At 72.2% G+C, this 13,341-nt stretch carries 9 protein-coding genes; 2 read left to right on the forward strand and 7 right to left on the reverse strand.

The genetic code is table 11. From position 1 onward, the window contains the following. The first annotated feature begins 140 nt into the window (after positions 1 to 140). Positions 141 to 242, forward strand: a complete 102-nt coding sequence (locus tag ACQGNW_RS02770) for a DUF1737 domain-containing protein (protein WP_426661611.1) — start codon at positions 141 to 143, stop codon at positions 240 to 242. Between the two features lie 106 nt (positions 243 to 348). Here ACQGNW_RS02770 and ACQGNW_RS02775 read toward each other — a convergent pair whose 3' ends face one another. Further along, positions 349 to 1,233 (reverse strand): methylglyoxal synthase, encoded by an 885-nt coding sequence (locus ACQGNW_RS02775; protein ID WP_426661534.1) that lies wholly within the window; start codon positions 1,231 to 1,233, stop codon positions 349 to 351. A 51-nt stretch (positions 1,234 to 1,284) separates the two neighbouring features. After that, positions 1,285 to 2,094 carry a helix-turn-helix domain-containing protein gene (locus ACQGNW_RS02780; RefSeq protein WP_426661535.1) on the reverse strand — a complete coding sequence of 270 codons (810 nt, stop codon included), beginning with the start codon at positions 2,092 to 2,094 and terminating at the stop codon, positions 1,285 to 1,287. A 76-nt stretch (positions 2,095 to 2,170) separates the two neighbouring features. Between ACQGNW_RS02780 and ACQGNW_RS02785 the strand changes: the two genes are divergently transcribed. Further along, on the forward strand, positions 2,171 to 2,935 hold the full coding sequence (locus ACQGNW_RS02785; RefSeq protein WP_426661536.1) for a class I SAM-dependent methyltransferase: 765 nt from the start codon (positions 2,171 to 2,173) through the stop codon (positions 2,933 to 2,935). A 19-nt stretch (positions 2,936 to 2,954) separates the two neighbouring features. Here the strand turns inward: ACQGNW_RS02785 and ACQGNW_RS02790 are convergent, their stop codons facing one another. From ACQGNW_RS02790 to ACQGNW_RS02810, 5 genes are all read right to left on the reverse strand, one after another. Then, on the reverse strand, positions 2,955 to 4,397 hold the full coding sequence (locus ACQGNW_RS02790; protein ID WP_426661537.1) for an FAD-dependent oxidoreductase: 1,443 nt from the start codon (positions 4,395 to 4,397) through the stop codon (positions 2,955 to 2,957). 196 nt (positions 4,398 to 4,593) lie between these two features. Beyond that, on the reverse strand, positions 4,594 to 9,036 hold the full coding sequence (gene gltB, locus ACQGNW_RS02795) for a glutamate synthase large subunit (RefSeq protein WP_426661538.1): 4,443 nt from the start codon (positions 9,034 to 9,036) through the stop codon (positions 4,594 to 4,596). Between the two features lie 536 nt (positions 9,037 to 9,572). Further along, entirely contained in the window at positions 9,573 to 11,075 is a 1,503-nt protein-coding gene (locus tag ACQGNW_RS02800; protein WP_426661539.1) for a sensor histidine kinase, read from the reverse strand. Further along, the gene (locus tag ACQGNW_RS02805) at positions 11,032 to 11,712 is read right to left on the reverse strand and encodes a response regulator transcription factor (protein WP_426661612.1); all 681 of its coding nucleotides are present in this window, start codon (positions 11,710 to 11,712) and stop codon (positions 11,032 to 11,034) included. The genes ACQGNW_RS02800 and ACQGNW_RS02805 overlap by 44 nt, the downstream gene beginning before the upstream one ends. Positions 11,713 to 11,817: 105 nt before the next feature. Next, the gene (locus tag ACQGNW_RS02810; protein WP_426661540.1) at positions 11,818 to 13,317 is read right to left on the reverse strand and encodes an alkaline phosphatase family protein; all 1,500 of its coding nucleotides are present in this window, start codon (positions 13,315 to 13,317) and stop codon (positions 11,818 to 11,820) included. Between the last annotated feature and the right edge of the window lie 24 nt (positions 13,318 to 13,341).

Raw genomic sequence — 13,341 nt, forward strand, 5'->3', positions numbered from 1 at the left:
GCCCCATGCAGACTCGATAGCTACACCGCACACTGCGACAGGATGAGACATATCCGAAGCAGACATGATCAATGACCTGAAGAAGTGTCAGGAACCCCCAGTGTCAGATCTACCGCCCCATTGGTCCTCCTCGGTATCGCCTGCCTAGGGGCAGGGCCGACGCTGCATTTTGCCATCGCGTCTCGGAAGCACTGGATGTTGGCTATGCGCTGCGCGCCCCCGGCTGCAACATTCGGCGGTGATGATGTCTTCGTGGACCAGGCGATACTTTGGCTGACAAAAGGCTAGCTGTCCGGAGAGAGTCCAACAGCAGCTCCAGCATGTCCGCTTCCGGCCCCAAACAGGCCGTCAGCCGCCCGGCCGCCGCTTCCGCCGCAGTTCCGCCGCCTCGGCCCAGCGCGTGGCCACGCGTGGCGTGGTGATGCACACCGCGGTGTCGGTGACGGTGGTCACCGCGCGTTCCAGCAGCTGGATGTCGGCCTCGTGCTGGCGCGCCACGTGCGGGTCCTCGAAGAAGATCGCGCGGTGGCAGCGGCGTTCCAGCACCAGGTCGGCGATCTGCGCGTCGCCGCCCATCGGGCCGCTCTGGTAGCGGTCGGCCCACGCCTGGCCCTGCGGCCAGCCGCGGCTCCAGGCCAGTTCGTTGAGGCGCGATCCGGTGGTGCCGGTGGCGACGCGGCGGGCGAAGCGCGACAACGTGTCGAAGTGCTCGGCCGCGTAGGCCAGCATCGCGGGCTTCATCGCGTCGTGCGCGATCAGCGCCAGCGTCTGCGACTCGAACGCATGCAGGTCATCCGCGCCGGGGTCGGGCGCCAGCCCGGCGTGCATGCGCTCCAGCTCGATCCAGTCGCGCGCCGAGGCCACGGTGGAGAGGAAGGGCTTGGCGTGGATCACGCATTGGCGCTTGAGCGCCGCCGCCTCGGGAAACACCGAGGACGGGTCGACCGGATCGATGAAGTAGATCGCGCCGTCAAGCGTGCGCGCGTCGCCGTCCATGCCCACCACCTCGGCCACCAGCTTCATCAGGCCGCCCGCGCGGCCGTAGGGGTAGCGGCGCAGCGGCGGGTAGTCCGCCAGCAGGCCGGCCCGCGCGATCGCGTCGCGGGTACGGCCCACCGCGTGCAGGCCGAGGTTGAGTTCGCGGATGCCGCGTTCGCAGGCATGCAGCCAGCGGAACAGCGCCGCGTCACGGTGGCTGTGGTGCAACTGGTTGGCGGCAAGGCCCATACGCATCGAGTCACTCCTGGCATAGACGAATAAGAAACGGCAGAAGCCCGCGGCCGCTCACGGGGTGTCGGCGCCGGCCGGCCATGGCAGCAGCATCACCAGCTTGTGGTCGGCGTGGCCGGCGGGCACGAGGGTGAGCTGTTCGTAGGCGACCGCGCCCCACGCAGGATGGAGGAAATCGCGGCGGCCGCCTTCGCGCGCCAGCACGTCCTGGCGGTGCCAGCGCCCGGCGAAGTCCGCGCTGGCGCCGCAGAGCTGCTCCACCAGCGCGAGCAGGCCGGCGTCGTCCGGATGCAGCGCGGTGTCGGCGCGGAATTCGGCGACCAGGCGCGCGGCGCGGGCATCCCAGTCGGCGACGAAGCGCCGCGCCGAGGCGTCGAGGAACATGTAGCGCAGCAAGCACGGCTCGCCGCTGTCCGCCCACGGTGCGAACAGCTGCACGGCGGCCGCGTTCCAGGCGAGCCGCCGCCAGTGGCGATCCAGCAGGTAGGCCGGCATCGGCAGCGCCTGCACGGCGGCCAGCAGCGTGGCAGGCGCGGCCTCGCCGCCGGCGTCGCCGGGCGGATGCGGATCGCGCCGCCGCGCCAGCTCGAACAGGTAACCGCGCTCGGCCGGCGTGAGCGACAGCACCTCGGCCAGCCGCGCCAGCGCTTCGGCCGACAGCGCGATGTCGCGGCCCTGTTCCAGCCAGGTGTACCAGGCGGTGCTGATGCCGGCGTGCTGGGCCACCTCCTCGCGGCGCAGGCCGGGCGTGCGTCGCCGCCCGGCGGCGTCCCGCGGCGGCGGCATCGCCTCGCGGCGCGCGCGCAGGAAGCGCGCCAGGCGCTGGCGCCGTTCGCCGTCGATGTCGTGGGAGGTAGCGTTCATACCGGGATAAGTGCGCAACTTACACCGGCCGCGGCGCGCACGCAGAATCGCGCCACCCGCCGCCCGGAGACCCTCGATGGACCCGAACGCCACCTTCGTCGTCGACCAGTACGCGCCGCGCGCCGCCGACTACGTGACCAGCGCGGTGCACGCCGGCGGCGCCGACCTCGACCAGGTCGAAGCGCTGCTGCGCCAGCACCGGCCGGCGCGGCTGCTCGACCTCGGCTGCGGCGGCGGCCACGTCAGCTATCGCGCCGCGCCGCTGGTGACGTCGGTCACCGCCTGCGACCCGACGCCGAGCATGCTCGACGCGGTGCGCGCCACGGCGCGCGAACGCGGCCTGGACAACATCGCCGTGCAGCACGCCGTCGCCGAGCGGCTGCCGTTCGCCGACGGCGCCTTCGGCGCCGTGGTCGCGCGCTTCACCACGCACCACTGGCAGGACCGCGACGCCGGCCTGCGCGAGGCGCGCCGCGTGCTGGCACCGGGCGGGTTGGCGGTGTTCATCGACGTGACCTCGCCCGAACCGGCGCTGCTGGACAGCTGGCTGCAGGCGATCGAGCTGCTGCGCGACGTGTCGCACGTGCGCAACTACCGGGTGTCCGAATGGACCGCCGCGCTGGCGCGCGCCGGCTTCGCCATCGACAGCCTGACCCCGCGGCGGCTGCCGCTGCCGGATTTCGGCGAATGGACGGCGCGCACGCGCACCCCGGCCGACCGGGTGGCGGCTATCCGCGGGCTGCAGCAGGCCGCGCCGGAGGCGGTGCGTCGGCACTTCGCCATCGCCGCAGACGGCGGGTTCACGCTGGACACGGTGACCCTGGTCGCGCACGCGGACTGAGCGCCGCGTCGGCGCGGACTCAGGCCACCCGCTCCGCCGCATCCATCGCCTGCATCGACAGCATGCGCGCGATCGCCGCGGCGGCCTCGCGGCCGTCGTGCACCGCGCGCACCACCAGGTCCGCACCGCGCACGTTGTCGCCGCCGGCGAAGATGCGCGGGTGGCTGGTCTGCTGCGGCAGCGCGCCGTCGGCACCGGCGACGATGCGGCCGGAGTGGGCCAGCTTCACGCCGTGCGAGGCCAGCCAGTCGGGCGGGCTGGGCAGGAAGCCGAACGCCTGGATCACCACGTCGGCGCGCAGCTCGCTCTCGCTGCCCTCGACGTTGCGCGGGCGCGGGCGGCCGTGGCCGTCGTCCACCAGCTCGGTCTCCACCACGCGCACCGCACGCGCGCGGCCGTGCTCGTCGCCGAGGATCGCCAGCGGCTGGCGCCGGAACAGGAAGTTCACGCCCTCCTCGCGGCTGTAGCCCACCTCGCGCGCGGAGCCCGGCATGCTGGCCTCGTCGCGGCGGTAGACGCAGGTGACCGAGGCGGCGCCGAGGCGGATCGCGGTGCGGTTGCAGTCCATGCCGGTGTCGCCGCCGCCCAGCACCACCACGTGCTTGCCGCGCAGGTCGAACGCGGGTGGCGGCGGCTCGTCGCGCAGCAGGCGCTCGGTGTTGCCGATCAGGAACGGCAGCGCGTCGTGCACGCCGTGCAGCTCGCGGCCCGGCAGCCTGCCGTCCACGTAGGTGTAGGCACCGGTGCCCACGAACACCGCGTCGTAGTCGTCCAGCAGCTCGCCGAACTCGATGTCGCGGCCCACCTCGCGGCCGAGCAGGAAACGCACGCCCATGCCTTCCAGCAGCTCGCGGCGCAGGCGCATCACCTGCTTGTCGAGCTTGAACGGCGGGATGCCGTAGGTGAGCAGGCCGCCGATCTCCGGCTGGCGGTCGTACACGTCGGCGGCGATGCCGGCGCGGCGCAGGCGGTCCGCGCAGGCGAGGCCCGCCGGGCCGGCGCCGACGACGGCCACGCGCCGGCCGGTCTCGCGCACCCCGGAAAGGTCGGGCCGCCAGCCGCGGCGCAGCGCCTCGTCGGTGACCCAGCGCTCCACGCTGCCGATGGTCACCGCGCCGAAATCGGTCTGCTCCAGCGTGCACGCGCCTTCGCACAGGCGATCCTGCGGACACACGCGACCGCAGATCTCCGGCAGCGGGTTGGTCTCGTACATCAGCGTGGCCGCTTCCATGATGCGGCCGTGCTGCACCAGCTTCAGCCACTCCGGGATGTAGTTGTGCACCGGGCAGGCGTGCTCGCAGTAGGGATTGCCGCAATCCAGGCAGCGCTCGGCCTGCGTGGCCGCCTGCGGCGCCGCGAAATCGCCGGAGATTTCCCCGTAGCCCAGCACGCGGATCGCCACCGGCACCGTGCGCGGCGTCTGCCGCGGCACGTCGAGGAACTGGAACAGCTTGTCGCTCATGCGAACCTCCCACCACACCGGCTTTGCTTCGGCTCGAAGGCGGCCAGGATGGCCGCGGCCGCCGACAGGCGGACGGAACCGCTTTGTCTCTCATGAAGAGAGCACCGAGGCGAGCACCCGCCCCTCACCCCACCCTTCTCCCCGGCGGGGAGAAGGGGCAAACGCAAGGAGCGCATCGCTTGATTGAAGCAGGACATCACGCGGCCCTCCGCAGTTCTTCCGCCAGCACGGCCAGGCTCGCCGCCTTCGGCTTCACCAGCCAGAACTTGTATTGCAGGCCGCGGAAATCGCGCAGCACCTGTCGGCCCCAGTCGCTGCCGGTGAGCTCGGCGTGGCGCGTCACCAGCCCGCGCAGGTGCTGCATGTGGTGCTCCATGCCCTCGGGCGAGATGCGCAGGATGTCCACCAGCTCGTGGTTGTAGCAGTCCACGAAATCGCGCTCGAGGTCGAGCACGTAGGCGAAGCCGCCGGTCATGCCCGCGCCGAAGTTCAGGCCGACCTTGCCGAGCACCGCCACCACGCCGCCGGTCATGTACTCGCAGCAGTGGTCGCCGGCGCCTTCCACCACGGCCACCGCGCCGGAGTTGCGCACCGCGAAGCGCTCGCCGGCGCGGCCCGCGGCGTACAGCTCGCCGCCGGTGGCGCCGTACAGGCAGGTGTTGCCGATGATCGAGGCGTCCTGGCTGGCGAACGGCGAATCCGCGGGCGGACGCACCACGATGCGGCCGCCGGCCATGCCCTTGCCCACGCCGTCGTTCGCCTCGCCGGTGAGCTCGATGTGCACGCCGCCCGCGTTCCACGCGCCCAGGCTCTGGCCGGCCGCGCCCTCCAGCTGCAGCACGATGGGCCGCTCGTCCATGCCGTGGTCGCCGTGCCGGCGCGCGATGGCGCCGGACAGGCGCGCGCCGATCGCGCGGTCGGTGTTGGCGATCGCGTAGCTGAAGTGCCCGCCCTCGCCCAGCTCCACCAGCGGCGCGGTGTCCGCCGCGATGCGCGTGGCCAGCGCGGCGGCGTCGCGCACCGGGTTGCGCGCCATCGCGCAGGCGCTGTCGCTGGCCGCGCCGAGGCTGGCGCCGTCGAGCAGCGGCGCGAGGTCGAGGCCGTGGCGCACCGGCGTGGCGCCGTCGCGCTGCGCCAACAGTTCGCTGCGACCGACCAGTTCCGCCAGCGAACGCGCGCCCAGCCGCGCGAGGTGTTCGCGCACGTCGGCGGCGATGAAGCGGAAGTAGTTCATCACCATTTCCGGCAGGCCGGTGAAGTGCTCCCTGCGCAGCACCGGATGCTGGGTGGCGATGCCGGTGGCGCAGTTGTTGAGGTGGCAGATGCGCAGGTACTTGCAGCCCAGCGCCACCATCGGGCCGGTGCCGAAGCCGAAGCTCTCGGCGCCGAGCAGCGCTGCCTTGACCACGTCGAGGCCGGTCTTCAGGCCGCCGTCGGTCTGCAGCCGCACGCGGCCGCGCAGCTCGTTGCGGCGCAGCGTCTGCTGGGTTTCGGCCAGGCCCAGCTCCCACGGCGTGCCGGCGTACTTGATCGAGGTGAGCGGGCTGGCGCCGGTGCCGCCGTCGTGGCCGCTCACCGTGATGAGGTCGGCACCAGCCTTCACCACGCCCGCCGCCACCGTGCCCACGCCCGCGTGGCTGACCAGCTTCACCGAGACCAGCGCGTCGGGATTCACTTCCTTGAGGTCGTGGATCAGCTCGGCGAGGTCCTCGATGGAGTAGATGTCGTGGTGCGGCGGCGGCGAGATCAGGCCGATGCCGGGCTTGGCGTAGCGCAGCCGCGCGATGGTGGCGTCCACCTTGTGGCCAGGCAGCTGGCCGCCCTCGCCGGGCTTGGCGCCCTGCGCGATCTTGATCTGCAGCACCTCGGCGTTGACCAGGTAGGCCGGCGTGACGCCGAAGCGGCCGGAGGCGACCTGCTTGATCTTCGACATCTTCTCGGTGCCGTAGCGCGCGGGGTCCTCGCCGCCCTCGCCGGAATTGCTGCGCGCGCCCAGCCGGTTCATCGCGGTGGCCAGCGCCTCGTGCGCCTCAGGCGACAGCGCGCCCAGCGACATGCCGGCGGAGTCGAAGCGCTTCAGGATCGCCTCGACCGGCTCCACTTCGTCCAGCGGCACCGGCGCGCCCAGCGGCTGCACGGCGAGCAGGTCGCGCAGCGCCGACGGCGGGCGGCGGTCGACGTGGTCGGCGTAGGCGCGGTAGTCGGCCGAGTCGCCGGTGCGCACCGCCTGCTGCAGCGTGGCGATCACGTCGGGGTTGTACATGTGGTACTCGCCGCCGTACACGAACTTGTACAGGCCGCCCGCGCGCAGCGGCTGCGCCGCGTTCCACGCCTCGGCGGCGAGCAGGCGCTGCTCGTTCTCCAGCTCGGCGAAGCCGGCGCCGCCGATGCGCGAGGGCGTGCCGGGGAAGCACAGCGCCACCACCTCGGGCGCCAGCCCCACGATCTCGAACAGCTGCGCGCCACGGTAGCCGGCGATGGTGGAGATGCCCATCTTCGAGAGGATCTTCAGCAGCCCCTTGCGGATGCCGCGACGGTAGCTGCGGCCGATCTCCAGCCGGTCGCCCTCGATGTGGCCCTCGCGGCCCAGCTCGAACAGGCTCTGGTAGGCCAGCCACGGGTAGATCGCGGTGGCGCCGAAGCCGAGCAGGCAGGCGAACTGGTGCGCGTCGCGCGGCGTGGCGGTTTCCACGACGAGGTTGCACTGGCAGCGCAGCCCCTGCTCGACCAGGTGCGCGTGCACCGCGCCGGTGGCGAGCAGCGAGTGGATCGGCAGCTTGTCGCGCTCGGGGTAGCGGTCGCTGAGGAAGACCAGCGCGTTGCCCTCGCGCACCGACTGCGCCACGTCCTCGCAAAGCTTGCGCAGCGCCGCTTCCAGCCCCAGCTCCGGCGCGTACATCAGGTCGAAGCGCGGCGTGTTGGCGAACTGCGGCAAGGCCAGCAGCTGGCGCAGCTTGCGCTGGGACAGGATCGGCGAATTGATCAGGATCTGCTTCGCGTTCTCGGGCTTGAGCTCGAACACGTTGCCTTCCGGGCCGATCTGGGTGACCAGCGACATCACCAGCTTCTCGCGCAGCGGGTCGATCGGCGGGTTGGTGACCTGGGCGAACGCCTGGCGGAAGCGGTCGAACAACGGCCGCACCTGGCGCGACAGCGCGGCGACCGGGGTGTCGTCGCCCATCGCGCCGGTGGCCTCGGCCTCGAGCTCGGCGATCACCTTCAGCACCGTCTCGCGCTCCTCGCGCGAGAGGCCGTACAGCTTCTGGTAGCAGCGCAGCTGCTCCACCGGCAGCGGTTCGGCGGCCAGCGAGGGGTCGATCAGGTCAGATTCGAGATAGCTCACGCCGGCGCGCAGCCAGTCGCGGTACGGCGCGCGGGCGCGGTTGACCGCGTCGATGTCGGCGTCGCGCAGCAGGCGGTGCTCGCGGAAATCCACCGCGATCATCTCGCCCGGCGCGAGGCGGCCCTTGGCGATCACGCGCGCCGAGGGGATGTCCCACAGGCCCGCCTCGGAGGCGATGATGAAGTGGTTGTCGTCGGACAGTGCCCAGCGCGCGGGGCGCAGGCCGTTGCGGTCCAGCGTGCAGGCGGCGTAGCGGCCGTCGCACATCACCAGGCCGGCGGGGCCGTCCCAGGGCTCGCTGTGCAGCGCGTAGTACTCGTAGAACGCCGCGAGGTCCTCGTCGATGTTCTCGCGCGCGGCGAACGCCGGCGGCACCAGCACGCGCATCGCGGCGAGCAGGTCGAGGCCGCCGGCCAGCAGCACCTCCAGCGCGTTGTCCAGGCTTTCCGAGTCCGAGCCCTGCTGGCGCACCAGCGGGCCGAGGTCGCCCAGCTCCACGCGCGGCGAGCGCCAGATCGTCTCGCGTGCCTGCATCCAGCGGCGGTTCGCGCGGATGGTGTTGATCTCGCCGTTGTGCGCCAGCAGGCGGAACGGCTGCGCCAGCCGCCACTGCGGCGTGGTGTTGGTGGAGAAGCGCTGGTGGAACACCACCGCGTCGGCGACCAGCCCCGGATGCGCGAGATCGGCGAACACCTCGCGCAGGCGCCCCGGCGCGGCCATCGCCTTGTAGCCGATCAGTTCCGCCGACAAGGTCACCACGTAGAACGACGCGTCCTCGCGCAGTGCGTGCTCGGCACGGCGGCGCGCACGGAACAGCGCGCGCTCGAACGCCTCGTCGTCCATGCTAGCGCCGGCGTCGACGAAGAGCTGGCGCACGCGCGGCCGTGCGGCGGCAGCCAGCGGGCCGCAGGCCGCCTCGTTCACCGCCACCTCGCGCCAGCCCGCCACCCGCACGCCCTCCTCGGCGAGATGCCGTTCCAGCACGGCCGCCGCCGAATCATCGGCCGGATCGAGGAACACCAGGCCCGCTGCGAAGCGTTCGCCCACCGCGATGCCCGCCTCGTTCGCCAGGGCGCGCAGCCACGCCTGCGGGCGGCGGATCAACACGCCGCAGCCGTCGCCGCTCACGCCGTCCGCGTTCACCGCGCCGCGGTGCGAGAGTTTCGCCAGCGCCTCGAACGCGGTATCGACGACCCACGCGCTGGCGCGGCCGTCGATCTGCGCGACCAGGCCAAAGCCGCAGCTGTCGTGTTCGAAGGCCGCATCGTACAGGTTGGTTCCGCCGGACTGCTTCATCTTGCTCGCTCGCTGGATGGCAGGGCACAGAAGGCCAGTGGCGCCAAGGCGCCGGTCTGGATTCGTGGATTGCGGTTCGACTACAACACAATTGCTGCGTCGCGTCAAAGCCTTCTATACGTCCAAACGGAATCTGGCGTCCGGGAGTGGAACAGCCGCTCCGATCGCACGTCCGCCGCAACGGAGGGCGATGGCCGCCGCATTGCCGCTGGCGGATGCTCCCCTGCGGCGCCCGGATGGCCGGGAAGACGGCCATTCACGCGAACCGCCCGGCCCGCCGAGGAACCATGCAGCCGACGTCGCCACACCGATCGAGCTACTGGAGTCCGCGAGCCAGCGAGCCTTCAAACCCAGCCGGATCCGGATCGCCCGAAGGCTTTCCGGCGCCCAGATCAAACAGGCCATCACCAGTGTGCCGTACGCCGCGGCCGGCCGTGGCGCGCCGCCAGACAAGGCCCTGCTGCCCGCCGCGCTGACGCGGACGCGGCTGCTGTCGGCGCCAATGCGCGAGCAGGCGGACACCCCCCGCGTCTGCGTCAGTGCTCCTCGCCGGGGGCATCCAGGCACGGACGCGCCGCGTGGTCGGAGCGACCCGCCCGGCGGGGTGACCACGGGCCCGGCCGGGTGCGTGTGGCGTCCTGCGTGCCGGCGAACGCCAGGCTCACCGCCAGACCCGGCGCGGCGTCCTCCAGCCGCAGCGTGGCGCCATGCAGCTCGGCGACGGAGCGCACCAGCGCGAGTCCGAGTCCGTTGCCTTCGGTGTGGCGGCTGCGGTCCAGGCGCATGAAGGGTTGCAGCACCTCGCCGCGCGCCGGCGCCGGGATACCGGGGCCGTCGTCGCGGACGCCCGCGTGCACGACCTCGCCGGCCATCGCCAGCCAGACCGTGACGGTCGTCGCCGGCGGCGTGTGGCGAATCGCGTTCTCGATCAGGTTGACGAACACCTGCACCAGCAGCTCGCGGTCGCCATGCACCGGCGGCGACGGACGGATGTCCGCGCGCAGGATCCCGGACTCGGCCTCGGCGACCGGGGCGTAGGCATCCACCAGCTCCTCCAGCAGCGGCGCGAGGTCCACCGGCGCGAAGCCGCTGCGCGGCTCGCCGGATTCGACCCGGGCGATACGCAGCAGCGCCTGGAATATGTTCAGCAATTCGTCGATCTCGCCGAGCGCGCCGTCCACCGCGGCCGCCAGCCCGGGATCGGACGCGGCGGACGGATGGCGATGCATGCGCTCCAGCCGCTGGCGCAACCGGGTCAGCGGGGTGCGCAGGTCGTGCGCGATGTCGGCGCCCAGCCGGCGCACGTCGGCCAGCAGCGAGGCGATGCGGTCCAGCATCTGGTTCACGGTGAGCGCGATCATGTCGAGTTCGTCGCCGCTGCCGCGCAGCGGCATGCGCTCGGCCAGGTCGCCCTCGCTGATCCGTCCGGCTGCGTCCGACATCGCGCCGACCCGGCGCAGCAGCTGCCGTCCAATCAGCCAGCCGACCACCAGCGAGCCCGCGACGATCAGCAGCAGGGCCAGCGCGAAGATGCGCGCCGCCACGTCCTGCATCTGGCGGATGTAGTAGCTGTCGCGGCCGACCACCAGCCAGCCGTTGCGCGCGGTGCGTACGGTGTAAAGCATCAGCAGGTGCGAGCGCGGCGCCGGCAGGCGGCTGGTGGCGCGGGGCGTGAAGCGCTCCACCGACCAGCCCTCGCGCGGTGGCCGGTCGTCGAGGTTGCCGGCCAGCTTGATGCCGTTGGCGGCGTACAGCGCGTACCAGCGCGGCAGGCCCGCGCCGAGGATGGTGCGCTCCTCGATCTCCGTGCTTAACGCGTCCAGGCCCTGCTGGTAGGACAGCAGCACCAGGTCGCGCGTGTCGGCGCGCAGCTCCTCGCGTTGCTCCAGGCGCGCCTCGCGCTCGGTGCCCAGCCACAGCACCGCGGCGGTCAGCACGGAAAACAGCGCGAACAGCCCGGCCAGGATCAGCGCGAGGCGGAACGCGCTGGTCTGCCTATGCCGGGCGCGGCCGGGCCTGGAGCCGATAGCCGTAGCCACGGACCGTCTCGATGAGGCTCTCGCCGCCGTTCACGCGCACCTTGCCGCGCAGGCGCGACATGTGGGTCTCCACGACGCCGGTGCGCGGATTGAAGTGGAAGCGCCAGACCTGCTCCAGCAGCATCGAGCGCGTCACCACCTTGCCGGCGTGGCGCATCAGGATCTCGAACAGGCGGAACTCGGTGGGCGTGAGGTCCAGCGGCTCGCCCATGCAGGTCGCCGAATGCCTGGTCGGGTCCAGCGCCAGCGGGCCCCATTCCAGCGACGACGATTCGCGGCTGAGCGCCGGCCGGCGCGACAGCGCGCGCAGCCGCGCCACCAGCTCGGCCATCGCGAACGGCTTGCCGAGGTAGTCGTCGGCGCCGGCATCCAGGCCCTCGATGCGCTGGTGGGTCTCGCACAGCGCGGTGAGCATGATGATGCCGGACTGCACGTCGGCGCTGCGCACGGCGCGGATGAAGCTGATCCCGTCCAGCCCCGGCAGCTTGCGGTCCACCACGATGCCGTCGAAGCCGCCCTGCACGGCCAGCGCCACGCCCTCGCGGCCGTCGCCGACCGCGTGCGTGGCGTAACCTTCCTCCAGCAGCCCGCCGTCGATCCAGTCGCGGGTCTCGCGGTCGTCCTCGACGATCAGCACACGCAAGGCAACCTCCGGCTCGATTCCGTCGGCGTCGGACGCACCGCCGGCATCAGAGTCCGTTACGGTAGGCGGCGATTGTGACGGTCCGGTGAAGCCGGGCATTCAATCCACCGGACCGCCGCGACGGCTGCCCAGCCGGTTCCACGCCACGCCAGGCAGGGACGGCGTCTGCTGCTCGCGCGCCGCCTGCAGGGCGTCCGGATCGAGGCCCAGTGCCGAGAGCATGGTCGGCGCCACCGCGGTGGTCGACACCGGCATGTCCAGCCGGCGGCCCGGCTCCGGCAGCATCGGCCCGGAGACCAGCAGGGCCACGTGGGTGTCGTCCATGTCGAAGCCGCCGTGCTCGGCGCGCTTGGCGGCCCCCGCCTTGGCGTAGATCACGCCGGGCTGCGGGATCACGATCAGATCCGGCGTGCGCACGTCGTGCGCCGGCGAGGGGAACAGCAGGCCGAGCCGGCGGCCCCACAGCACGCGCTCGATGCCCAGCCGCTTGCGGTCGGCCAGCAGGGTGCGCGCCACCGTGCCGGTGGTGCGCTGGTCATGCAGCCAGATCAGCGCGCTGCGATCGGTGGTGAGCTGGGCCGGCTCGCCGTCCGCCGCCGCCGCGATCACCGCGCGCAGCCAGCCGGACGGCACGTGGCGGAGCTGGTCCGGGTCGATCGGGCCGTTGCCGTGCTTCGCGGTGAGGACCACCAGGGTGCTTTGCTCCAGGTGGCGGCGCGCCAGCTCGGCCATCAGCTGGCCGATCAGGTTGTCCACGTGGGTCAGCGCCGCGTCCAGCGAGGGCGTCGGCGTGCCGTCGGCACTCTGGTAGCCGGCGAGCTTCTCGGCCACGTTGATGCTCTGCAGGTTGAGCCCGAACAGCGCCGGCACCGGGGCGCGGGTGCGGCCGTCGTGGCGGTAACCGTCCACCTCGTGGATCACCGCCTGCATCTTGCCGGTGTCGTAGGTCTCGGTGCGGGCGATCGAGGCGGTGACCGCGTCGGTGTCGGGATGCCCCTCGCCGTCGTTGCCGATCTCCGGCGTATACAGGTCGGCCACGCCGTCGCCGGAGGGGCCCTGCACGATCGCGTAGGCGGGGTGCTTGTCCGCCCAGGCGGTGTAGCCGCCGGCGGCGCGCACCACGTTGAACACCGTGTTCACGCGCAGGTACTGCCAGGGATAGACCGGGCGGCAGCCGTGCGCGGGGTCGCGGGGCAGCTTGGCCGCGTCGATGCCCCTGCCGCCGGGCGTGTCCACCGCCTCGTTGTAGAGCACGTGCGCACCGGTGGCGCTGCACGGGCCGGTCGGCGGCGCCAGCGAACGATCCCAGCTGTTGTCGTAGTAGACGCCGGTCACGGCAGGTGTGCCGCCGGTCAGCAGGGCAAGCAGGCCGGGGAACGAGTCAGCCGGCACCACCGTGCTGGCATGGGTGTACTCGATACCGCGCGCGGCGAGTGCGGCCAGGTGCGAATCGGGATGGATCCGGATGTAGGTGCGCAGGTCCAGTGCGTGCAGGCCATCGACGCTGATCAGCAGCACATGCCTGACCGGCGCGGCCGCGACCATGCCGGGGCCGGCGGCCAGGCATGCCGCCAGCGCGAATCGGAGGAATCGTGTCATGGGACTCGGGATACGGGAGGTGGG

Origin of the sequence: Rhodanobacter aciditrophus (assembly GCF_050026795.1) — a bacterium.
Taxonomy (GTDB): Bacteria; Pseudomonadota; Gammaproteobacteria; order Xanthomonadales; family Rhodanobacteraceae; genus Rhodanobacter_A.